This window comes from Pseudomonas sp. FFPRI_1, from assembly GCF_055384485.1.
On record NZ_AP029168.1, the window covers coordinates 4,210,998 to 4,233,427 of the forward strand.

Genomic DNA, 22,430 nt, shown 5'->3' on the forward strand with positions numbered 1-22,430 from the left:
TGCTGCGTGCGGCCCCGTCCCGGGGCCCCACAGTCGGCGCCGGCCTTGCCAGCGCGCCGCTACTCGGCAGGGCCCGCGCCCTGCCCACCCGCCCTCCTGCAGACAGGTAGCCCATGCGCAAACTCATCGCCCTGACCCTGGTCCTCCTCAGCCTGAGCGCCTGCGCCCTGTTGCCCAACCGTGATCCCCTGGCGATCAACGTGGTGGGCATAGAACCGCTGCCGAGCCAGGAGCTGGAGATGCGCTTTGCGGTAAAGCTGCGCCTGCAGAACCCCAACGAGAACGTCATCGACTACAACGGCATCGCCCTGGACCTTGAGGTCAACGGCCGACCACTGGCCTCGGGGGTCAGCGACCAGCAGGGCCGCATCGGCCGCTACTCCGAAGAAATCCTGGTGATTCCGGTGAGCGTCTCGGCCTTCTCGGTACTGCGCCAGACCCTGGGCCTGAGCCAGACCCAGAGCCTGGACAACCTGCCCTACGTGCTGCGCGGCAAGCTCGCCGGCGGGCTGTTCGGCACCCAGCGCTTCATCGACCGCGGGCAGATCAGCCTGAACAACCCGGGCGCTTGGTAAGGCGCCTTCAGAACACCGACCAGCCGATCCTTTGGCTGAGCAGCTCCAGGGCCGCCATGCCCGCCAGCGAATTGCCCGCGGCGTTCAGTTCCGGCGACCACACGCAGACCGTGAACTGCCCCGGCACCACCGCGACAATCCCCCCGCCCACCCCGCTCTTGCCCGGCAAGCCGACTCGATAGGCAAAGTTGCCGGCCTCGTCGTACAAGCCGCTGGTGGCCATGATCGAGTTGACCTGCTGAGTCTGGCGGCGCGTCAGGACCTGCTCGCCGCTGTGTTTGCAAAAGCCGTCATTGGCCAGGAAACAGAACGCCCGGGCCAGGTCGACACAGCTCATGCGCAAGGCGCAATGGCTGAAATAGCTGCGCAGCACCACTTCCACATCATTGTGAAAATTACCGAAGGACTGCATCAGGTAGGCCATGGCCGCGTTGCGCGCACGGTGCTGGTATTCCGACTCGGCGACCTTGCCGTCCACCATCACCTGCGGGTTGCCCGACAAGCGTCGGGCAAAGTCGCGCATGGACAGCACCGGCGCGGCAAACCGCGACTGGTTGATGTCGCAGATCACCAGGGCGCCGGCGTTGATGAAGGGGTTGCGCGGCCGGCCACGCTCGAACTCCAATTGCACCAGGGAGTTGAACGGCTGGCCGGAAGGCTCATGGCCCAGGCGTTGCCAGATCGCCTCGCCGGAATGGCCGATGGCCTGTACCAGGCTGAAGACCTTGGAAATGCTCTGCACCGAGAACAAGGTATCGGCGTCCCCGGCACTGAACACCTGGCCGTCGTTGCCATACACGGCAATTCCCAACTGATTGGCCGGCACATCCGCCAGGGCCGGGATGTAATTGGCAACCTGGCCCTGGCCAATCAGGGGACGGACTTCATCGAGGATCTGGTTCAACAACGCTTGCATGGTCGGGCTCATCATCACGGGCCCCGATACGGCTGCGGGGCTATGGCTGCTAGACGCACGCCGGCACCCGCGCAGCACAGTCAACCGGCAACCCAGGGCAGGACCAGCGCAGAAACAGGCCAGGGCCGCCCTCGCTGGCCCACCTGCACGGATAGGGAAATCCGCACAAATGAATCGAAATGCAATTGATATTCGATCATTTCCAACAATTAAAAAGCCAATAGACTGCTGACACAGATCACCTTGAAACAGGCATTACAAGCTAGAATACTCTCCGGTTCGCGTGCAAAAACCTGTCACAACCGCCTCAATTGCCGCCAGCCACCGCTTCATGCATCGCGCCCTTGAACAGCACCCGAGTCGTTTTCAGCGGCCCCACTGCAACAGTCGATGCTTACGCCATGACGGCATTTCCTCATCGGAGTCATGCACCTTTGAAAACCTGGCATACGATCATCGGCATCTTGCTGATCACCACCTTCACTCTCCTGCTGGAGATCCCCGCCGATACCTGGCTGACCTCCGCCACCCTGAGCCTGGTGCTCGGCAGCGCGGCCCTGGCCTACATGGCCGTGTCCTGCCTGCTGGCCAGCCGCTGGGGCTTCGTCGAGCGCCTGTTCGGCGGCCTGGACCGGGTCTACGAGGCGCACAAGTGGCTGGGCATCTGGGCCCTGGCATTCGCCAGCTATCACCTGGTGTTCAAGGCCAACCTCGAGCAATGGAACAGCGTGCCGATCCTCGAACTGTCGAAATACTGGACGCGCATGGTGCGCCAACTGAGCTACGTGGCCCTGGGCCTGATCGTTCTGTTGGCATTGAACCGCAACATCCCCTACAGCCAGTGGCGCTGGTGGCACAAGCTGTCCGGCCCGCTGTTCCTGATCGTCATCCTGCACTGGCTGAGCTTCAAGTCGCCGATCGCCCTGGACACGCCGTCGGGCATCTGGCTCACCGTGCTGTGTACCCTCGGCGTGCTCGGTGCCTTGTACAAGCTGCTGCTCTACCCCTGGGTGGCCAAGGTCGGCGAATACCGGGTGACCTCGGTCAAGGTGGAAAAACACTCCCTGCACCTGGAATTGACGCCGGAGGGCCGGGGTTTCCCCTTCAAGGCCGGGCAGTTCGCCTTTCTCTCGCTCCAGGAAAAGGGCTTGCGCGAACCCCACCCGTTCACCATTGCCAGCGCCGAGGCCCACGACGGACGCATCGAGTTCGTGATCCGCGCCCTGGGCGACTACACCCAACGGTTGCGCCAGCAGGTGAAGGTCGGCATGCGAGCCGACATCTATGCGCCCTATGGCCGCTTCAAGCGCCCCGAGGCCGGCACCCGGGAAATCTGGATCGGTGGCGGGGTCGGCATCTCGCCCTTCATTTCCTGGCTGCAGGATGCGTCCGCGGGGCAGTTCGACAAGGCCACCCTGGTCTACTGCTACAACCCGTCCCGGGCCTTTCCCAGCGTCGATGCCCTGCAAGGCATGGCCCAGGCCCGGGGGGCGACCTTCGTTGGCAACAGCGGCGGCGTCGAGGCCCTGGCCCAGACCCTGAAGCGTGCAGCGGCAGAAACCGACCCCAAGGAAATCCAGATCAGCTTCTGCGGCCCCAAGGGCCTGCTGGGCCGAGTGCGGGAGCTGATGAGCGAATGCCGGATTCCCGAAGGCAACCTGCATTACGAGTTCTTCGAGTTCCGCTGATCAGTCAGCCCCGCCCTGCGGGTGGCGCCCCTCGTGCAGCGTCGCCCGCACCACCAGTGCCGCCAACAGGGTGATCACCATCAACACCTGCAACAGCCGGCTGAAGGCTTCGGCATAAACGGCCTGCCACTGTTGCCGTTCGATCCCGGGCAAGGACGCCACACTGGCCGCCAGGTCACCACCGGCCAGTTGCCGGGCGGCCAGCAGCACCGGCTCGCCGGGGCTTGCCGCCGCTTCCAGCGCCTGCTGCAACAGCCCCGTCAGCAGCGCCACCACCAGGGCCAGGGCAATGCCTTCGCCAGCAACCCGCGTGGTGCTGAAAATGCCGCTGGCCATGCCCGCCCGCTCCCTGGGCACCACGCTCACCGACAGCCCATCCATCAAGCCCCAGGGCAGCCCGCTGCCCAGGCCGATCAGCAGCAGCGGCCAGACCCGCGGCCCGGGCCCCTGCCCTGGGGCCACCCGGCTCAACCAGAACAAACCGCCGGCCGCCAGCACCAGGCCCAGGGCCGACAGGTTGCCGGCGCTGAACCAGCGGTTGAGCCAGGCCGCCGCCAGCGGCACCACCAGCATCGGCGCCGACAAGGCGAGCATCAGCAACCCGGCGTCGATGGCGCCGTAGCCTTCGACGCCGATAAAGCGGATTGGCAGCAGGATCAGCAACACCACGTAGCAGTAGCAGGTGGCGATGGGCAGCACCTGCACGCCGACAAACCGCGGGTAGCGAAACAGCGACAGATCGAGCATCGGCCGCAGCGCCCGGCGCTCCACGACAATGAACAGCCACAGCGCCAGCCCGGCCGCCCCCAGCAGCAACCAGACCCAGGGAGTGCCCCAGCCGCTTTGCGGCGCCTGCAGGATGCCCCAGGTCAGCAGCACCAGGGCCAGGGTGAAGCTTGCCGTGCCGGGCCAGTCCACACCCCGGGCCTCGGGGTCCCTGGACTCTTCCATGCGCGGTACGCCAAGCCCCAGGGACAGGCCGCCGATCAAGGCCCCGGAAACGAATATCCCGCGCCAGCCGGCATGCTCCACCAGCACCCCGGCAAGGATCGGCCCGAACGCCAGGCCGACACCAAAGGTGGTGCCCAGCAAGCTGAAGGCACGGGTTCGCGCGCGGCCCTCGAAGGCCTGGGCCAGGGCCGCCGAACCGCCCGCCAGGGCGGCGGCGCCGGCCAGCCCCTGGACCCCGCGCAGCAGGTTCAGCCACAGCAGCGACGGCACGAACACCAGGGCCAGGGAGGTCAGCCCGAACAGCGCCACCCCAAGGCTGAACACGCGCTTGCGGCCAAACTCGTCGGCCAGGGTGCCGGCGGCCATCAGCAGGCTGCCGAAACTCAGCATGAAGGCCTGGGTGGTCCAGCTCAGGGCCAGGGGGCTGCCCCCCAGTTCACGGCCGATGGCCGGAGTGGCCACTGCCACCCCGACAAAGGTCAGGGGCAGCATCAGCGCCGCCAGGCACACCGCCGCCAACACGCCGTTGGCGGCTTTTTCACGCCGATGGGTCGCCGCCCCCAGGGATAATTCGAGTTCAGGATCCACACTCACCTCCACGCCCTGGCCATCAGGGTTGCCGGAAAAAATCCATGGTAGGGATGCCGCAATCGACGAAAAACAGGGCATTCTTCCGGTCTTTACCGACAGAAACGCTTGAATCAAGGTGAGCAATGGACAACCTCAACGGTCTGCAGGTGTTTGTCTGCGTGGTCCAGAGTGGCAGCCTGGTGGCCGCCGGCGCGCGCCTGGGGCTATCGGCCTCGGCGGTGGGCAAGTCCCTGGCGCGCCTGGAACAGCGCCTTGGGGTGCGCCTGCTGAACCGCAGTACCCGGCGCATCAGCCTGACCGACGAAGGCGCGCTGTTCTACGAGCGCGGCCAGCGCATCGTCGAACAGGTGCAGGAAGCCGAGACCGAACTGGCGCGTATCAGCGACACGCCCCGGGGCCGGTTGCGGGTCAGCCTGCCAGCAATCGGCTATCGCATGCTGCTGCCGATCCTTCCGGAGTTTTCCAGCCGTTACCCGGACATCGAACTGGACCTGGATTTCAATGACCGGCTGATCGACGTGATCGCCGAAGGCGTTGACGCGGTGATCCGCAGCGGCGCACTGGCGGATTCGCAACTCAAGTCCCGCAGCCTCGGGCCTTTCGGTTTCGTGCTGATCGGCGCTCCTGGCTATTTTGCCCGGCGGGGCACGCCACACACCCCCGGTGACCTGCAGCACCACGCCTGCCTGCGCTACAGGTTTCCCGGCGGCACCCAGCTGCAGCCCTGGCGCCTGCGCCTGGCCGAAGGTGCGCCGCCCCTGGTGCTGGGGAGTGCCCTGACCAGCAACAACCTGGAGTCGTTGATCCATGCCGCCACCCAGGGCCTGGGCCTCGCCTATGTACCGGAATTCGTGGTCGCTGGCGCCCTGGCCGAGGGCAGCCTGGTGGCGGTGCTGGACGACTACCAGGAAGAGCGCGGCACCTTCTCCATCCTCTGGCCCGGCAGCCGCCACCTGCTGCCCAAGCTGCGGGTGTTCGTCGACTTCCTCAGTCAACGCCTGGTGCTCGGCAAAGGCACCGGGCAGCCTTGACCGCGCGCCCCTTCCGAGCCGCATCGGCAGCCTGTCGCCACGCCCGCATACATCAATAAAAGCTGATCTCAGCTTACCAATACTGATATTCACATTGATGTTTCCCCTCCGTAATCTGGCCCTGTCCTGCACCAGCAGGCCAGGCAACGTCGGTACGCCAAAAACAACAGCTAAAAGGCCATCCCAATAACAATCTGATCTGCCGACTCCAGGAATCCCCATGCCCTATCTGCTTCGATGCCGCCGGTACGCCCGCGGCCTGCACCCTCACGCCCCCTCGCTGGACGAGGTGCGCCATGACTGAGCCGATGATCCAAGGCAGCGACGAACATCTGCTGCAACGCCAGGGCTACTGCCAGGAACTGCACCGCGGCCTGACCCTCTGGTCGTCTTTCTCGGTGGGCTTTGCCACGGTGTCGCCGGTGGTCGGCATCTACTCGGTGATGGCCCTGGGCGCAATGAGCGTCGGCCCGTCCTGGGTCTGGATCGTGCCGCTGTGCCTGGCCCTGCAACTGCTGGTGGCCCTGGTCTACGCCGAGCTCGCGTCCGAGTACCCCCTGGCCGGTGGCTGCTACCAGTGGGTCAGGCGCCTGGCGGGTGATCGCTGGGGCTGGTTCACCGGGTTCATGTACCTGGCTTCGGCCCTCGCCTCGTTGACCACCGTGTCCTACCTGGGCGGGTTCTGGCTCTGGCTGCTGGCCACCGGCGAGCCGCCCGCGGCCAATGCCCAGGTGCTCAGTGGCGCGGTGCTGCTGGTCCTCGGGCTGGGCATCAACCTGCTGGGCATCAACCCGCTGAAGTACTTTGTCAACGCCGGGATCATCGCCGAGGCCATCGCGTCGATCGGCATCGGCGTGCTGCTCCTGCTGTTCTTTCGCAATCACTCCTGGTCGCTGCTGTTCGAAGGCCTGAGCACTTTCGGCAGCGGCGAGGGCTCCTACCTGGGCGGCTTCGTCACCGCGATGGCGGTGGGCGGCTGGGCCTTCCTCGGCTTCGATGCCTGCTCCCAGGTGTCCGAGGAAACCGCCGATGCGCGCACTTCCACGCCTCGGGCGATCCTGCGCTCGATGCTCCTGGTGGGCCTGACGGTGATGCTCACCGCCTTTGCCGTGACCCTGTCGTTCCAGGACACCGGAGCACTGGTGGCGGGCCAGGTGATAGACCCGGTGACCCCGGCCGTGGTGGACGCCTTCGGCGCCTGGGCCGAACGGCCCTTTGTCGCCGTGGTGCTGGTGGCCTTCATCGCCTGCGTGGTGTCGGTGCAGACCTACATCGGCCGAGCAGTGTTCGGCATGGCCCGCGACTCGATGCTGCCGGCATCCCGCCTGCTGCGCCGGGTGGATCGGCGCAAAGTGCCATTTGCCGCGATGCTGGTGAGCACCCTGCTGGCCAGCCTGGGCCTGGTGCTGGGACTCAATGCCACGGCCGTCGGCACGCTGATTGCCTTCGGCAGCGGTGGCTTCTTCATGGTCTTTTTGATCGTCATCGGCTGCGCCTTGCGCCATCGCCTGCGCGGGCGCTGGCAACCCGAGCCCGGGGTCTTCAGCCTCGGGCGCTGGGGCCTGGCGGTGAACCTGCTGGCGTTCATCTGGTTGCTGTTCGAAAGCGTCAACGTTGCCTGGCCCCGGGCCTCACTGGCACCGGCCGGCGCGCCCTGGTTCCAGGTCTGGGCGGTGCTCCTGGTGTTCTCGTCCCTGGCCCTGCTGGGCCTGCTGTACATGGTCCTGGCCAAGCCTGAGCAACGGCGCTGAAGCCTCCGGCCATTTCCTCGCGCCGCTCCTGATCGCGCCCTCTGCCGGGGCCGGTGGCCGCTTCTCGGTCAGCCGCCCCGGCCCTTTCGTTGTGGAGACAATCGATGCCCCCTTCCGTGCATTACTGGAATTACCCTACCGAGATTTTCTGTGGCGCCGAGGCCCTGCATGGCCTGGCCCAGCGCTGCGCCCTGCTGGGCATGCGCAAGCCCCTGCTGGTGACCGACCCGGGAATGCTGGCGCTCGAACCCTACGCGCTGGTGAGCGCACACCTGCAACAGAGTCGCCAGGAACATGGGGTATTCAGCGACCTGGCCAGCAACCCCAGCCTGGAAGACGTGCAGCGTGGGGTCCTGGCCTTCCACGCCGGCGGCCATGACTCGCTGATCGCCCTGGGCGGCGGCAGCGCCATGGACGCCGCCAAGGGCATTGCCCTGCTGGCCGTGGCTCCCGAGGGGCTGCAGCACTTCGAGTGGTCCCGGGTGATCGAGCATTACCCCAGCCTCGCCGACTTCCCCCGTCTGCAGCTGCCCACGCTGATCGCCCTGCCCACCACTGCCGGCACCGGATCGGAGCTGGGGCGCGAGGCGGTCCTGACCGATAGCCAGCAGCAGATCAAGCGGGTGATCAGTCACCCCGGAATGCTCCCCGCCTGCGTGATCCTCGACCCGCTGCTGACCTGCAGCCTGCCCCCGGCCCTGACCGCCGCCACCGGCATGGACGCCCTGACCCACCATATCGAGGCCTTCTGCTCGCCGCTCTACCACCCGATGTCCAGCGGGGTCGCGGTGGAAGGCATCCGCCTGGTGCAGCAGCACCTGCTCCAGGCAGTGACTAACAGCCAGGACCTCAACGCCCGGGAAGGCATGCTGGTGGCCTCGGCAATGGCGGCGGTGGCCTTTCAGAAAGGCCTGGGCGGCGTGCATGCCCTGGCCCATCCCCTGGGGGCCCGCTACCACCGCCACCACGGCCTGCTGAACGCCATCCTGCTGCCCTATGTGCTGGTGGCCAACCGTTCGGCAATCGCCCAGGACATCGCCCGCCTGGCTCGGTACCTGCAACTGCCCCGGGCTGATTTCCAAGGCTTTCTCGATTGGCTGCTGGCGCTGCGCGCGGAACTGGGCATTCCCCATTGCCTGGCGGACATCGGCCTGGACAGCGGCGACGCCGAGTGGGTCGGGGCCCAGGCCCTGGCGGATATTTCCTCCTCCGACACCAACGCCCGCCCGCTGAGCGCGGCCGACTACAGCCAGATCTTTCGCAACGCCGTGCACGGCGTACTGCCGGGGGCCCCGACATGAGGCCCGGCCTCTACATCGACGGCAGCTGGCTGGCCGGCGCCGGCCCGCCACGGATTGCGGCCTACGCCCCAACCCTGGGCGATGCATTACCACCTGCCTGCAGCCAGCCGGCATCAGCTGGACCAGGCCGCGCCCTGCCGGCCGGACTCAACCGGGATGCTCGGCCAGTAAATCCTCGATGAAGGCCCGCCGCGCTTCGCCGTGGGGATGCCCGGCGTGGGTGATCAGGCTGTGCTGCACCTCGTAGCGCAGGGCATCGGGGTGCAGCACGCGCATCTGCCCGGCCTGCACCCAGGGCTTGGCAGAGTGATGGGGTAAATAGCCCAGGTGCGTACCGGCCAGCACCCCGTGCACCACCGCTTCCATGTGATAGGCGGTGGCAGAGGCGCGCTGCGCAATCACCGGCAGCACCTGGTTGGCCGGCAGGAAGCCGTGCCTGATCCAGTCACAGGCCTTGATCAGTTCCAGCCCGGGGTGCTCGATGGCGAACAGCGGGTGCGCCGCGCCGCAGAACAGGCCGATCTCCTCGCGATACAGCGGTTGGTAGTCAAGGGTCGGCAGGCTGCGACTGAAGTAGGAAATCGCCATGTCCAACTGACCATCGATCACCGCCCGCTCAAGTTCAGTGGGCGAGTTGATGAACACGTGCAGGTGCACGTCATGCTCACGCTGGTAAAAACGCGCAATTGCCGCGTCGATCCGTGCCGCGGGCAAGGTGGCGATGTTGTCTGCCAGTCCCAGGTACAGGTCACCCACCAGGCGCCCGGACAACTCCTGCGCCTCGCTTTGAAACACCTCCACCGCGCCAAACAGGGCCTGGGCGGCCGCCAGGATGCGCTGGCCCTTCTCGGTCAGGCGGAAACCACCCTTGCCCCGCTCGCAGAGGCGATAGCCGAGGCGTTTCTCCAGGCTGGAGATGTGCATGCTGATGTTCGACTGGCTCATGTTCAGCTCGGCCTGGGCAGCGGTGAAGCCGCCGCACTTGACCACCACGGAAAAAATCCGCAGCAGACGCAGGTCCATATCGGTGACGTTTCTAAGCACGGCGGGTTCCGGTAGTTCGCAAGGGGTGAACCGAGGGCGCTATTCAACGGCAGCGCCCGAGCCCCGTCAAATCCGCCCGGCTTGATTCAGCCAGGGCTTTGCAGGGAGTATGCACACCCGCTTGACGATTCAGGACCCTGCACCGATGGACCTGCACCCAACGCCCGCCCTCGCCACCGAACGCCTGTTGCTGCGCCCCCTGGAACGGGCGGATGCCCAGGCCATCCAGCAACTGTTCCCGCAGTGGGAAGTGGTGCGCTACCTGAATGCCCAGGTGCCCTGGCCCTACCCGGCCGACGGCGCCCTGTGCTTCCTGCAAGATGTCGCCCTGCCCGCCATGGCTCGGGGCGAGGAATGGCACTGGACGATCCGCCTGCACAGTGCACCCGAGCAACTGATCGGCAGCATCAGCCTGATGCTGGAGGCCGACAATAACCGCGGTTTCTGGCTGGCGCCGCAGTGGCAGGGCCATGGCTACATGAGCGAAGCCTGCCAGGTGGTGGACGAGTACTGGTTCGAGGTCCTTGAGCAACCGCTGATGCGGGTACCCAAGGCCGCGCCGAACCAGGGCTCGCGACGGATTTCCGAGCGCGGCGGGATGCGCCTGATCCGCTCCGAAAGCGGCGAGTTCGTGAGCGGCCACTTCCCCCTGGACATCTGGGAGATCAGCCGCGAGGAATGGCGCGGCTTGCGCCGAGGCGCCGCGCAGCTCAGGTAAAGCGCACGCCAGGACGGGGGCGCTGGTCCACGCTCAGCTCGAACACATCCGGGCGCGCATAGTGGCCGACCACGTCATAGTCGTAGCGGGCGCGCACCAGGTCGTCGGTATCGATCTGCGCGCTGATCAACCCGGCGCGCCCCACCAGCGGTCCGGCCAAAACATCGCCCATGGGCCCGACAATCACACTGCCCCCGGCAATCAGCGGCCGCTCTGCCGGCCAATTGGCAATCTGCAGGCCCAGTTCCTCGGGCGAGGCCTGCACCTGGCAGGCACTGACCACGAAGCAGCGCCCCTCATGGGCGATATGGCGCATGCTCACTTGCCACATCTCACGCTCGTCCACGGTCGGCGCGCACCAGACCTCGATGCCCTGGGCGTACATTGCAGTGCGCAGCAGCGGCATCATGTTTTCCCAGCAGATCACCGCCCCGACCCGACCCACCTGGGTGTCCAGCACCGGCAGCGTGGAACCGTCGCCCTTGCCCCAGATCAGCCGTTCGGTGCCGGTAGGCATCAACTTGCGATGCTTGCCCACCAGCCCTTGCTGCGGGTCGAAATACAGCGCGGTGCAGTAAAGGGTGCTGGCGCTGCGCTCGATCACGCCCAGCACCAGGTTGGCCCCGGTGCGGGCCGAAAGCGCGGCCAGGGCCTCGGTCTCCACCCCCGGCACCTCGATGGCATTGGCAAAGTAGCGGGCAAAGGCCTCGCGACCTTCAGGCAAGCGATAACCCAACTGGGTGCCGAAACCTTCACCCTTGGGATAGCCGCCGAGCAGCGCCTCGGGCATCACCACCAGTTGTGCGCCGGCTTCGACGATGGCGGCCTCGTAAGACAGTATCTGCTCCAGGGTGGCGGCCTTGCCCTCGGGCAGGGAACCGATCTGCAGCGCGGCGACGATGGACTTGGGCATACGGTGACTCCTTCAACGATCAGGTGTTGCCCATTCTGCTGCGGCCACCGATCATCGATAAACCCAATTTCAGTGCTTAATGATATGAACCAGATGAATATCGCCAGCGTCGACCTCAACCTGCTCAAAGCCTTCGAGGCCCTGCATGACGAATCCAGTGCCAGCCGTGCCGCGTTGCGCCTGGGGGTCACCCAGTCAGCCATGAGCGCGGCCCTGCGCCGCCTGCGCGAGCTGTATGGCGATCCGCTGTTCGTGCGTACCGGCCGCGGCCTGGCGCCCACCCTCAGGGCCAATCAGTTGAAGCCGGTGGTCAGCGAAGCCCTGAACAAGTGCCGCCAGAGCCTGGCCATGGTCGCCCCTGACGCCGCCGACTATCAGGGACGCTCGGTGACCCTGGGGCTGTCCGATGATTTCGAGATTGCCTACGGCCGGCAGATGATCGAAGCGGTGGCGCGGCGGGCACCCAAGCTGCGCCTGATCTTCCGCCAGACCCACAGCCAGATCGTCGCCGAAGCGCTGTTGCAGCGCAGCATCGACCTGGCCATCAGCGCCGGCGGTTTTGCCGAGCGCCTGCTCAGCCGCCAGGTATTGGGGGAAGGCGATTACCTGTGCCTGGCGGACCCGGCGAGCCTGAGCCCCGGCCAGCAGGCCATCAGCCTTGAGGCCTTCGTCGAGCGCGAACACCTGCTGGTGTCGTCCCAGGGCTTTATTGGCATTACCGATGAAGGCTTGGCGAACCTGGGCCTGAGTCGCCAGGTGTGCGCCTCGACCACGCACTTCGCTGCGTTGCCCTTCCTGCTCAAGGGCAGCCAGGCGGTGGCGACCATTCCGGCCCATGCGGCCCGGCGCATCGCCGCGCTCACCGGGCTGCAACTGCTGCCCTGCCCCCTGGCGCTGCCGCGCTATCCGATTGAACTGGGCTGGCGCACCAGCCCGCAGACCGACCCGTTGCTGGTGAAGGTACGGGAGGCGATCGTCGAGAGTTTCGCGGTTACTTGTTCGCCGCCATCAGGCGATTGACTTCGCTGCGCACCATGTTCGAGAACTCCGGCGGCGACATGCCGTCGAGTTCCGCGCGAACCCACTCGGCCCACTTGCCCTTGCGCTTGCCGCGCTCGCCGAACAGCCGTGCGGCCTCGCCCTTGGCCTTGCCCAGGTTGCTCTGCCACAACTCGAACAGACGGGATTTTTCATCCTCGATGGCGGCGCGCTCGGCCAGGGACTTGTTAGCCAGATTGAAGCTCATGGAAAATTCCTGCTGCGTAAAATAGGCGCCATCTTACACTGTGGCGGCTGAGGGTTTTACCCCGGGGTAGCGAAGGATGCGCAAAACAGCTGCAACTTTTGCCCACGCGCCAGACTCCATTGCTTGTACCCGGTAACCTGTAGCCACTGCCGCCGGCTTGGGCGGCACCCGGTACGCAGGAGACCCGCTCCTGCACCACAGGCCACATTGACAAGGAACCACTTCATGGCTCGCAAATCTGCCGCGCAAGCGGAAAACGATCAAATCAAGGACCAGGCATTCAGTGACCTGCAGGCATTGATCGAGGAATCGGAAAAGCTCCTCAAGGGCAGCGCCACACTGGTGGGCGAAGAAGGTGAAAGCCTGCGCCAGCAAGTGAGCCTGAAGCTCAAGCAGGCGCTGGACTCGGTGAACAGCGTGCGTGAACGCAGCAAGCCGGCGGTGCAAGCGACCGAGCAGTACATCGGCGGCCACCCTTGGCAGACCGTGGCCATTTCCGCCGGAGTCGGCCTGGTGGTGGGCCTGCTGCTGGGGCGTCGTTCGTAAAACCGTTTGCCCGGGGCCAGGCACGTCAGCGACGCCCTGGCCCCGGGCCATTCACCCCTCTTCGGCCAGCGCCCGCAGTTGCTGCAACTGCTCGACGGCAATGGCGATCCCATGCTGCTGCGAACGCTCGCGCTGCTGCTGGCGGCGCTCTCCCGGCAGGCGCTTGAGCCCCACCGCATGCATCTGCCGCACCAGTTCCTGGCTGCGCTCGGCGAAACTCTGCCCGGCCGCCTTGCTCGGGTCGATGACAATCAGCAACTGCCCGGTCCACGGGGTCCTGGCCCCGGGATGATCGGACCAGTCGAACTCGAACGAGAAGTTGCCCCCCGTCAGCGCCGCGGCCAGCAACTCCACCATCATCGACAGCGCCGAACCTTTATGCCCACCGAACGGCAGCAAGGCGCCGCCTTCGAGAATCGCCCGGGGGTCCTGGGTCGGCTGCCCCAGGCTGTCGACACCGATCCCCGGTGGCAGGCGCTCACCCTTGCGCGCGGCAATCTGCACATCGCCATGGGCAATGGCACTGGTGGCGAGGTCGAAGACGATCGGCTGGCCCTGGGCCTGGGGGGCGGCAAAGGCAATCGGGTTGGTGCCGAACAGCGGCCGGTCGGCGCCATGGGGCACTACGCAGGTCATGCTGTTGACCACGCTCAAGGCCACCAGTCCTTCCTCGGCAAAGGGCTCGACATCCGGCCAGAGCGCCGCGAAGTGGTGGGAATTGCGGATCGCCAACAGTGCAATGCCGGCGCTACGGGCCTTGTCCACCAGCAACTGGCGAGCAGCGGCCAGGGCCGGCTGGGCAAACCCGTTGGCAGCATCGACCCGGACAAACGCCGCGGCCACATCTTCCACCACCGGCACCGCCCGCCCATCGACCCAGCCACTGGCCAGGGTCGAAACGTAGCCCTGGATACGAAACACGCCATGACTGTGGGCGCCGTCACGCTCGGCAGCGGCGCAATTCTCGGCCAGGCAGCGGGCCACTTCCGCGCGACAGCCATGACGCTGGAAAATCGTCTGCAGCAACTGCACCAGATCGGGCAGCGAAAGGGTTTCAGAGGGTACTTCAACAACCGGGGACGATGCAGACATCTGAAGCTCCATTGTCATTGTTGGAGGGGGCAACAGCATGCGATCGACGATTAAACAACGGCACACTCCAGCCCTGTCAACCACCGTCGGTGACACCCACGGAGGCTGCCGGCCACAGGGCATTTTGATCACCTGGATCTCCACATGACTGCCCCGGGTCTTGACAAGGTGGAATCAGAAAGAACGCAGGTGAAATAAGTCGACTTTGATACTCATTAGCCATGACGGCTGTTCTACAAGGCTTGCCTTGAAGGGTAGAATGCGGGAAATCAGGAAGAGTCAATGAGCGAACACATCCTCTCAGAAGCCGAATACGACGCCATTACCCAAGCTGCGGCGCAATGGTGCATGCGCCTGCATGAAGCCGACTGCAGCGATGCGGAGCGTCTGGCCTTTCAGCAATGGCATGATGCCGACCCCGTGCACGCCTTCGAATACGAGGCGATGCGAGAAATATGGGAAGTGGCCGATCAACTGCCGCCTTCCACCCTGACCTCTTCGGTGCCGAGCAAGCCGGTGCGCCGGCGTGCCTGGCAGCATTACGGCGTGGCCGCAGCGATCGCCCTCTGCGCCCTGCCCCTGGCGGCCTACAGTGGCTGGGAGCTGGGCTGGCTGCCCTCCTCCTATGAGCGCTTCGAAGCCGGTGACAGCGTGCGCCACCTGACCCTGGCCGATGGCAGCCAGGTGGAACTGAACCTGGGCAGCACCCTGGTCTACAGCAACTACAAGCATCAACGCCGGGCCATCCTGAAAAAGGGCGAGGCCTTCTTCGAGGTCAGCCACGACAGCAGCCATCCGTTCGTGGTCAAGGCCGCCAGCGGCCAGATCAAGGTCACAGGGACCCGCTTCAACGTGTGGATGTACCAGGACCAGGTGCGAGTCACCCTGCTCCAGGGTTCGGTCCTGGTCACCAGCGACAGTGCCGCGCCCGGCGAGGGTTTTCGCCTCGAACCCGGCATGCAGGCCCGCTACAAGGCCGGCGACTACCAGCCGCAGATCAGCCAGACCTACAGCAACGACAGCTCCCTGGCCTGGCGCAGCGGCAAGCTGGTCCTGGACAACCTGTCCCTCCACGAGGCCCTGCCGCTGATCAACCGCTACCTGGACAACCCCGTGCAGGTGGCTGACAGCAACACCGGCAAGATCCGCGTCGGCGGCATCTACAACACCCGGGAAATCGGCAGTCTGCTGACCTCCCTGCCCAAGGTGCTGCCGGTGTACCTGACGCGCAACCGCGACGGCAACCCGGTGATCAACTCGCTGCCGCAGTCCCCGGCAAAAAACTGAAGGCCGCCCCGTTGCCGGGGCGGCCTGCCGTCGCTGCCACTGCCTGGACTTACTGCTGCGCCAGTGGCGTCGAGTCCTTGCGCGGTTCGCTGATCACCTGCGACTGGTACTGGCCATCGGCGCGGATCTGCGCTTCGGTAAAGGGCAGCACACTCCACTGGTTCTTGGCGAACGCCTCGGTCTGATCGCGAAAGTGCGCCGAGGCCGGGTCGCTGGACAGGGAAAACGCCAGCAGTCCCAAGGCTCGCGGCCCCTGCTCGTCGAAGCTGACCACGTTCAGGTAGCTGGTGCCGCTCACCACCTCGCGCTTGCCGTCAGCCCCCGGCACGCTCTGGATGGCGTTGTACACCCCCAGGCTTTCCGGGCCGCCGGGCACCGGGGTCGGCTTTCCGCCCTGGCTCACCTGCTGGATGTCACCCCAGCGAACCTCGCTGCCCAGCCCGGCCTTCATCACTTGCTGCGCCGACGCCAGCATCGCCTCGCGCAAGGCCTGGGCCACTGGCGCACGGCTGATGGCCAGCCCCCTCGGCGTATGTTGCGGGTCCCGGGGATCGAAGGCCACGCGCCAGATGTCCGGGTTCTGCAACAGTGGCTGCATGATCCCCTGGAAATGCACGAAGCCCAGGCCCGCCTGCAAACCGGCGCTACGGTCCCAGGTCTTGAGGCTGGAACACAGCGACGCCAGTCGCTCGGCGTCCTGCCCCAGGTCCTGTTCGCAGAACTGCAGCAGGTCCGGCATCACCTGGCCGGCCAGGTACACCTGATCGTCGCTGACCAGGTGCTGCAGATCGCTGGGCCGGGCCTGGTGCAGGCGACTCAGGCGATCCAGGGCAAAGCGTGCGCGCATCTTCAGGGGCACGTCCTGCTGGCTGATCACCGGCGAAAAGCCCTGCAGCGGCGCCGCCGGGTTGACCATCCAGGCCGAGTCGTTGGAATGCTGCAAGTAGTCGTTGCGGGCCAGCTGCGGCAACTGGCTGGCGGCGAAGATGCCCGGCTGGGCCGCCGCCGGGTCGATATCCCAGGCGCAGGCACTGCGGGAGCCATCAAGCACGATGACCTGGGTGCCCGCCCGGGGGTCGCTGCACTGCGCCAGCTTGGCCGGGGTGACGTTGGGCACCACGGACTGGTTCATGTACAGGGCGCGGCCCTGGTCATCCACTGCCAGGGTGTTGACCCAGGGGATGCCCTGCAGCTGGTGCACGCTGTCCTGCAGCCCGGCGACGCTGGCGGCCTGGTTCATCGCATACCACTGGGCCAGCACCCGGGTGTTGTCCAGGTTGGCGTCCCGCAGGCTGTAGGCGTATTGGCGGTCCCAATCCAGCTCTCCGGGCCATTGCACGATGGGGCCAAAGGCCGAGCTGTAGAGGGTTCGCGACACGCTCTGCAACTGGCCGTCGGGGCCTTTGCTCTGCACGCTGACCGTCTGGCGTTCCAGGGGCAGCGAGCGGCCATCCAGCAGGTAGCGGGTCGGATCCTTCGGGTCCAGTTGCAGGCGGTACAGGGTGAAGTGCTTGGAAGCGTCCACCGTATGGGTCCAGGCCAGGTGCTGGTTGAAGCCGATATTGATCAGCGGCAGGCCGGGCAAGGCCGCGCCCATCACGTCCAGTTGCCCGGGGATGGTCAGGTGCATTTGATAGAAGCGCATACCGCCGACCCAGGGAAAGTGCGGGTTGGCCAGCAGGAGGCCACGGCCGTTGAACGAACGCTCGCTGCCGATGGCCACCGCATTGCTGCCACGGTCCAGGGCATAACGCTGCTGGCGTGCCGCCGCCAGTTGCCAGCGGTTGTCCGCCCGCGCGGCCTGCGCCATGGCCCCCGGTGGCGTGGCACCGGCCAGGGCCTCGGCGAACTGGCCGGCGCCGCCTTCCACCAGCAGGCGCCGGGTCAGCTTGACCAGGTCGGCGCTGGTCAGCGGCCGCACCCACTCACCCTGGCACTGTTGCGGCAGGCCCTGGGCCCGGCGCTCGGCCAACTGGCGGTTGTAGCCGTCGACATAACCCAGCATGCGCTCGCGCACCGCCGGGGTCTGCGCCTGCCAGAAGCCGGCCACCGCCTGCGGGGTGTTCAGCCAACTGAAAAACACATCGCTGCTGAGGTTGTCACGCTGCTCCAGGGTCTGGCCCTCGGCGCCAAAATATTTCGCCCGCTCGGCGTTCACCGTCAGCACTTCATTGGCCATCAGGCACAGGTTGTCCTGGGCATAGGCGTAACCGATGCCATACCCCAGGCCGCGTTCGTCGGCCGCGCGAATGTGCGGCACCCCAAAGCTGGTGCGGCGAATCTCGGCACGGGTCTGCTCGGGCTGCGCCAGCGCGAAGGCGCCACCACTGAGGCTGAGAAACAGGGCTGCAAGGCAAAAATTCGGTAACTGCCTGGAAATGATCACGCCGACTCCTGATGCAAAAGAACAGAACCAGGACTGGCGTGCAGGGCGCGGGGGAGCAATGCCGCCAGTCTGGGAATCAGCCGCGCACGGATGATCCGGCGCCTGCCTGCCCATAAAGACGAAGTCGAAGGAGAAAAATTAGCCCAGCGCGGCGCCAAACGGTGCGCCGTGACATGTCAGCGACTTGATACCGACAAATTTTCTACATCTGCCGCCTCATGATTTGCCGTGCTCGTTCGTCTAGTAACTAGAGCACCCATCATTCTTTTCCTGATCAGGCTCTGATAAGGAGTTTTTGCATGTACAACCAGCAACTGCCAATGGACGGCAACACCGTGAACAATCCGCCTTCCCTGAATGCCGGCGCCGGTGTCTTCGGCAAGAACGCCGAGCGCAACAGTAACGATCGCATCAAGCACCTGCTGAAAAGCTTCGGCCTGCGCACCAGCCTGATACGCCTGAAAGTCATCGACGCACTGCTCACGGCAGCCCAGAGCGAACGCTCGCTGGGGGTACGCGGCATCCACAGCCAACTGCTGGAGCTGGATATTCCCCTGTCGTTTCTAAGCGTGCGGGAAGTGTTGAAGCGGCTGTGCAGCGAAGGTGTCATCACCCTCAACCCGGACAAGAGCTACAGCCTGCACCAGCAGGCCGCAGCGGTCCTCGACGGCCTCGCCTGAGGCCGTCAGGCCCGGCTCAGGGCTTGACCTTGCGACGCATCACGCCGTTGATCACCACCACGATCACCGCCACCGCGATGGCGATGTACTGGAAGGTCTTTTCACTGATGACCCCGTGATTCTGCAGGTAGGAAAGGCCAAGCATGGTTCCCAGTACCACCAGGGAAATCAGAATCGAGTATTTCAAACGTTGTGACTGAGTCATTGCCGGGTCCTGAAGCTGAAAATTGTATCTGCTGTGTATCAAGAACGATGCCAAGCCCATACCCGGATTCGGGGATGGAGCGGGGAAATCGGGGTCACATGGTACAGGCGCAAAGGAGTTTTTTCTGCCTTTGTCGACCTGCCCTGTTCCCGAGTGCTTGAGGATTGAGAAATGCTTCGTCGAATCACACTGCTGATTCCCCTGCTGGCCCTGCTGACCCTGTCGGGCTGCATCATCATGCCCCGCGATGGCGGGCACCATCGCTATTACGACGCGGGCCCTGGCTACTACCACCGCTGAGTCATCCGGCCAGTGCACCGGCCACCCCGCCCCACAAACAACGCCCGCCCCGCCGCGGGCGTTTTGCCGATTGCCCCAGCCACATTCATGGACGCCTGGCATGGCTGCCCGGACGGGCAAACACTTCCACCAGCCAATCGATGAACACCCGCACCCGGGTAGACAGGTGCCGCTGGGGCGGGTAAAGCGCGGTCAAGGGCAGCGCCGGCGGCGGAAAAGCCTCCAGCACTTCCTGCAAGGTCCCGGCCTGCAATTCTCGGGCAACGTGATAGTAGGGCGTCTGCACCAACCCGTAACCGGCTTCGCAGGCGGCCAGGTAGCCATCGGCGCTGTTGACCGCTACCTGCTTGGGCAGCTCGACCGGGCGCAACTCATCGCCAAAGAAGAACTCCAGGCCATAGCGCTTGCCACTGACGCTGGAGAAATACTCCACTACCCGGTGCCCTTCCAGGGCGTCCGGCGACTGGGGAGTGCCGTACTGGCGCAAGTAGCCGGGGCTGGCGCAGGTCACCTGCTGCAACTGCGCCAGCGGCCGCGCCACCAGGCTCTCATCCAGGGCGGGGCCGCCTCTGAGGGCACAGTCGACGCCTTCGCGGACCAGGTCCACCGGTCGGTCGTTGAGGCCGATCTCCAGCTCGATCAACGGATAGCGGGCGGAGAACTCCGGCAGCGCCGGAATCACGATCAGCCGGCCGATACCGGCCGGCATGTCGACGCGCAAGGTGCCCCGGGGGTTGTGCCGAGCCAGCGAAAAAGCCGCTTCGGTCTCTTCCAGGTCCGCCAGCAGGCGCACACAACGCTGGTAGTAGGCCGCTCCATCCAGGGTCGGGCTGACCTGCCGGGTGGTGCGATGCAGCAGTTGCACCCCCAGATGGGCCTCTAGCTGCTTGATTAGGATGGTCACCGAAGCCCGGGGCAGTTGCAGGCTGTCGGCAGCCCGGGCAAAGCCGCCGAGCTCGACGATCCGGGTGAAGACGCGCATGGCGTTGAAACGGTCCATGAAAGGCCACTCGAAGATTGTTTGGAAAATCCAAATAGTGATAGTGCTTTTAGCCGGTTTATCGGCTTTTTGTCGAGTAGCACAATGAACGCTCTTTCCCCTACTCCGGAGTCATCGACGATGCGCACTCGACAACTGGGCCACAACGGCCCGCAGGTTTCCGCGATTGGCCTGGGCTGCATGGGCATGAGCGATTTCTACACCACCGGCAGCGATCCGCGGGAATCCATCGCCACCCTGCACCGCGCCCTGGAACTGGGCGTCAGCCTGCTGGACACCGCCGACATGTACGGCCCCCACAGCAACGAAGAACTGATCGGCCAGGCGATTCGCGGCAAGCGCCAGCAGGTGTTCCTCGCCAGCAAGTTCGGCATCGTCCGCGATCCGGCCAACCCTGGCGCCCGTGGGGTCGATGGCCGCCCTGAGTACATTCGCGCAGCCATCGACGGCAGCCTGCGCCGCCTGGGCGTGGAAACCCTGGACCTGTACTACCAGCACCGGGTCGATCCGGAGGTGGCCATCGAGGAAACCGTCGGCGCCATGGCTGAGCTGGTCAAGGCTGGCAAGGTACGCTACCTGGGCCTGAGCGAGGCTTCGGCAGCCACCCTGGAGCGGGCGCACAAGGTGCACCCCATCAGCGCCCTGCAAAGTGAATACTCGCTGTGGAGCCGCGACCAGGAAGACAACGGCTGCCTCGCCGCCTGCCAGCGCCTGGGGATTGCCTTCGTGCCCTACAGCCCCCTGGGCCGGGGGTTTCTCACCGGTGCCCTGAAAAGCCCGGACGACTTTGCCGCCGACGATTACCGGCGTTTCAGCCCGCGCTTCCAGGGTGAGAACTTCCAGCGCAACCTGCGCCTGGTGAAGCAGGTGCAGCAACTAGCCGCGGACAAGGGCGTGAGCGCCGGGCAACTGGCCCTGGCCTGGGTACTGGCCCAGGGCGATTACCTGATCCCGATTCCCGGCACCAAGCAACGGCGTTATCTGGAAGAGAACGTGGCAGCGCTGGACATTCATCTGAATCCGAGCGAGCTGGAGTCCCTGGAGCAGACTTTCAGCCCGCAGACGACGTCCGGCTCGCGCTATGCCGAGGAAGTGATGGCGTTGCTGGATCGTTGACGCAAAACCGCGAGGGAGCGCTCGAAGGGTGAACGCTGCCTCGCTGCAGAGACCGGATCGAGCGATCAGGCCTTGGCGGAGACGTTCTTGTCGGTCACCGTGGTGCCGTTGCCCTTGCCGTAGTTCTGCAGGCCCTGGAGTACGTAGATGGCTTTCTTGTACTCGGGAATCAGGTAGTTGGCGTACTTGTTGCCCTTGAGGTTGTTGCTCTGAATATCCTCGAGCTTCATGGCGAAGTACTCCAAAGCATTGAATGACTGCTCCGGATCCTTGGGAATCCCAAAACGATCGAACTGATCACCAGCATTGATCAGGTTCAACGCCGTCACATCACTGATCAGGCCATTGTTCTTGAGGAAAGTACTCATGCCTCCCAGGGACTTGGACGTGACATTGGTTGGATCGAAGCCCTTGATCTGTTTGTGCAGCTTCAGCTCGTCCATCTTGCGGGTATTGAGCACTGTTGGATCGCTGCCCACCAGGGCCAGCATTTGCCGGACTTTGACGCTCTGCGATACAGGCTTGCTGGAGCGGGTACCGCCATCCTCGCGAACCAGCAGGCCAGCCTTGCTGGTCCAACCACCGACGTATCCGATTGCCATGCCTTCACTCCTGTGCCGCCCTTGCCCCTTTGCGCCCCCTCCAACACCGCGCGTGAACGCTTGCGAAGGCTCTGCAATGGACGTAAGAGCGAATTGATTCATTTGACTGGGCGCCAGTATCCACGCCCGAACTACGCACCAACAACGATTTATTTCCGATACTTACAAATATTGTACATTTTCGACACATTTCCTTGAAAGCCCCAATTCGGTGGGTTTCAACACTGCAACTGAAACACAAGCGTCAACTGTATCCACAGGTGCCTACTCAGAGGTGCTGGGTTTTTAGGCAGTGCCAACCTGATTGGTCAAAAGCTCGGCGCCGGCAGGCTCGACGCTGAATGTGACTTTTTTGCACGATCGTACTAAAGCCAAGCATGCTTGCGCCGACACCTTGTGGATGCCCTGAAAAGGCTCACGACCCGAATAATAAAAACGCTCGGAAAGGACAGGCCCCATGCCCGCTTTGCGCACGATTCAAGCCCGCTACA

22 protein-coding genes are annotated in these 22,430 nt (G+C 64.9%); 12 read left to right on the top strand and 10 right to left on the bottom strand.

Annotated features, from left to right (window positions below):
- Window positions 1-113 precede the first annotated feature (113 nt).
- Window positions 114-575 carry an LEA/WHy family protein gene (locus ACZ5BO_RS18675; protein WP_025127455.1) on the top strand — a complete coding sequence of 154 codons (462 nt, stop codon included), beginning with the start codon at window positions 114-116 and terminating at the stop codon, window positions 573-575.
- Window positions 576-582: 7 nt separating this feature from the next.
- Here the strand turns inward: ACZ5BO_RS18675 and glsB are convergent, their stop codons facing one another.
- Window positions 583-1,491, bottom strand: coding sequence for a glutaminase B (gene glsB / locus ACZ5BO_RS18680; RefSeq protein ID WP_025127456.1), 909 nt, complete (start codon window positions 1,489-1,491; stop codon window positions 583-585).
- A gap of 434 nt (window positions 1,492-1,925) precedes the next feature.
- Here glsB and ACZ5BO_RS18685 point away from each other — a divergent pair, with 434 nt between their 5' ends.
- A complete protein-coding gene (locus ACZ5BO_RS18685) occupies window positions 1,926-3,179 on the top strand; it encodes a ferredoxin reductase family protein (protein ID WP_025127457.1) in 1,254 nt (417 codons plus the stop codon).
- Here the strand turns inward: ACZ5BO_RS18685 and ACZ5BO_RS18690 are convergent, their stop codons facing one another.
- On the bottom strand, window positions 3,180-4,718 hold the full coding sequence (locus tag ACZ5BO_RS18690) for an MFS transporter (RefSeq protein WP_029978199.1): 1,539 nt from the start codon (window positions 4,716-4,718) through the stop codon (window positions 3,180-3,182).
- Window positions 4,719-4,843: 125 nt separating this feature from the next.
- Here ACZ5BO_RS18690 and ACZ5BO_RS18695 point away from each other — a divergent pair, with 125 nt between their 5' ends.
- The 3 genes from ACZ5BO_RS18695 (at window position 4,844) to ACZ5BO_RS18705 (ending at window position 8,804) form a co-directional block, all read left to right on the top strand.
- Window positions 4,844-5,752 carry a LysR family transcriptional regulator gene (locus ACZ5BO_RS18695; RefSeq protein WP_025127458.1) on the top strand — a complete coding sequence of 303 codons (909 nt, stop codon included), beginning with the start codon at window positions 4,844-4,846 and terminating at the stop codon, window positions 5,750-5,752.
- Window positions 5,753-6,048: 296 nt separating this feature from the next.
- Window positions 6,049-7,503, top strand: a complete 1,455-nt coding sequence (locus ACZ5BO_RS18700) for an amino acid permease (RefSeq protein ID WP_464696051.1) — start codon at window positions 6,049-6,051, stop codon at window positions 7,501-7,503.
- Window positions 7,504-7,607: 104 nt separating this feature from the next.
- A complete protein-coding gene (locus ACZ5BO_RS18705; protein ID WP_464696052.1) occupies window positions 7,608-8,804 on the top strand; it encodes an iron-containing alcohol dehydrogenase in 1,197 nt (398 codons plus the stop codon).
- Between the two features lie 147 nt (window positions 8,805-8,951).
- Here ACZ5BO_RS18705 and ACZ5BO_RS18710 read toward each other — a convergent pair whose 3' ends face one another.
- Window positions 8,952-9,848 carry a LysR family transcriptional regulator gene (locus tag ACZ5BO_RS18710; protein ID WP_025127460.1) on the bottom strand — a complete coding sequence of 299 codons (897 nt, stop codon included), beginning with the start codon at window positions 9,846-9,848 and terminating at the stop codon, window positions 8,952-8,954.
- A gap of 145 nt (window positions 9,849-9,993) precedes the next feature.
- Between ACZ5BO_RS18710 and ACZ5BO_RS18715 the strand changes: the two genes are divergently transcribed.
- Entirely contained in the window at window positions 9,994-10,566 is a 573-nt protein-coding gene (locus ACZ5BO_RS18715) for a GNAT family N-acetyltransferase (RefSeq protein WP_464696053.1), read from the top strand.
- Here the strand turns inward: ACZ5BO_RS18715 and ACZ5BO_RS18720 are convergent.
- Window positions 10,559-11,479: a carbon-nitrogen hydrolase family protein gene (locus ACZ5BO_RS18720; protein ID WP_464696054.1), complete on the bottom strand. Its 921-nt coding sequence runs from the start codon at window positions 11,477-11,479 to the stop codon at window positions 10,559-10,561. The two genes, ACZ5BO_RS18715 and ACZ5BO_RS18720, sit on opposite strands and share 8 nt — an antisense overlap.
- Window positions 11,480-11,563: 84 nt before the next feature.
- Here ACZ5BO_RS18720 and ACZ5BO_RS18725 point away from each other — a divergent pair, with 84 nt between their 5' ends.
- On the top strand, window positions 11,564-12,499 hold the full coding sequence (locus tag ACZ5BO_RS18725; protein ID WP_464696055.1) for a LysR family transcriptional regulator: 936 nt from the start codon (window positions 11,564-11,566) through the stop codon (window positions 12,497-12,499).
- Here the strand turns inward: ACZ5BO_RS18725 and ACZ5BO_RS18730 are convergent.
- On the bottom strand, window positions 12,471-12,725 hold the full coding sequence (locus ACZ5BO_RS18730) for a hypothetical protein (RefSeq protein WP_025127464.1): 255 nt from the start codon (window positions 12,723-12,725) through the stop codon (window positions 12,471-12,473). The two genes, ACZ5BO_RS18725 and ACZ5BO_RS18730, sit on opposite strands and share 29 nt — an antisense overlap.
- 225 nt (window positions 12,726-12,950) lie before the next feature.
- Between ACZ5BO_RS18730 and ACZ5BO_RS18735 the strand changes: the two genes are divergently transcribed.
- A complete protein-coding gene (locus ACZ5BO_RS18735) occupies window positions 12,951-13,271 on the top strand; it encodes an ElaB/YgaM/YqjD family protein (protein ID WP_025127465.1) in 321 nt (106 codons plus the stop codon).
- 51 nt (window positions 13,272-13,322) lie between these two features.
- Here ACZ5BO_RS18735 and ACZ5BO_RS18740 read toward each other — a convergent pair whose 3' ends face one another.
- Complete coding sequence (locus ACZ5BO_RS18740; RefSeq protein WP_464696056.1) at window positions 13,323-14,363, bottom strand: Ldh family oxidoreductase; 1,041 nt, start codon at window positions 14,361-14,363, stop codon at window positions 13,323-13,325.
- Window positions 14,364-14,645: 282 nt separating this feature from the next.
- Between ACZ5BO_RS18740 and ACZ5BO_RS18745 the strand changes: the two genes are divergently transcribed.
- Window positions 14,646-15,650 (top strand): FecR family protein, encoded by a 1,005-nt coding sequence (locus tag ACZ5BO_RS18745; RefSeq protein ID WP_025127467.1) that lies wholly within the window; start codon window positions 14,646-14,648, stop codon window positions 15,648-15,650.
- A gap of 49 nt (window positions 15,651-15,699) precedes the next feature.
- Here ACZ5BO_RS18745 and pvdQ read toward each other — a convergent pair whose 3' ends face one another.
- A complete protein-coding gene (gene pvdQ / locus ACZ5BO_RS18750; RefSeq protein ID WP_464696057.1) occupies window positions 15,700-18,036 on the bottom strand; it encodes a bifunctional acylase PvdQ in 2,337 nt (778 codons plus the stop codon).
- 299 nt (window positions 18,037-18,335) lie between these two features.
- On the opposite strand from pvdQ, the gene ACZ5BO_RS18755 reads away from it, so the two are divergent.
- Entirely contained in the window at window positions 18,336-18,716 is a 381-nt protein-coding gene (locus ACZ5BO_RS18755; RefSeq protein ID WP_025127469.1) for a fe2+ zn2+ uptake regulation protein, read from the top strand.
- Window positions 18,717-18,732: 16 nt separating this feature from the next.
- Here the strand turns inward: ACZ5BO_RS18755 and ACZ5BO_RS18760 are convergent, their stop codons facing one another.
- Window positions 18,733-18,921, bottom strand: coding sequence for a hypothetical protein (locus ACZ5BO_RS18760; protein ID WP_025127470.1), 189 nt, complete (start codon window positions 18,919-18,921; stop codon window positions 18,733-18,735).
- A 171-nt stretch (window positions 18,922-19,092) separates the two neighbouring features.
- Between ACZ5BO_RS18760 and ACZ5BO_RS18765 the strand changes: the two genes are divergently transcribed.
- Window positions 19,093-19,221 carry a hypothetical protein gene (locus ACZ5BO_RS18765; protein ID WP_256244291.1) on the top strand — a complete coding sequence of 43 codons (129 nt, stop codon included), beginning with the start codon at window positions 19,093-19,095 and terminating at the stop codon, window positions 19,219-19,221.
- A gap of 85 nt (window positions 19,222-19,306) precedes the next feature.
- Here ACZ5BO_RS18765 and ACZ5BO_RS18770 read toward each other — a convergent pair whose 3' ends face one another.
- Window positions 19,307-20,221, bottom strand: coding sequence for a LysR family transcriptional regulator (locus ACZ5BO_RS18770; RefSeq protein ID WP_464696059.1), 915 nt, complete (start codon window positions 20,219-20,221; stop codon window positions 19,307-19,309).
- A 120-nt stretch (window positions 20,222-20,341) separates the two neighbouring features.
- Here ACZ5BO_RS18770 and ACZ5BO_RS18775 point away from each other — a divergent pair, with 120 nt between their 5' ends.
- Window positions 20,342-21,337 (top strand): aldo/keto reductase, encoded by a 996-nt coding sequence (locus ACZ5BO_RS18775; protein WP_464696060.1) that lies wholly within the window; start codon window positions 20,342-20,344, stop codon window positions 21,335-21,337.
- A 65-nt stretch (window positions 21,338-21,402) separates the two neighbouring features.
- Here ACZ5BO_RS18775 and ACZ5BO_RS18780 read toward each other — a convergent pair whose 3' ends face one another.
- On the bottom strand, window positions 21,403-21,939 hold the full coding sequence (locus ACZ5BO_RS18780) for a hypothetical protein (RefSeq protein ID WP_025127473.1): 537 nt from the start codon (window positions 21,937-21,939) through the stop codon (window positions 21,403-21,405).
- Between the last annotated feature and the right edge of the window lie 491 nt (window positions 21,940-22,430).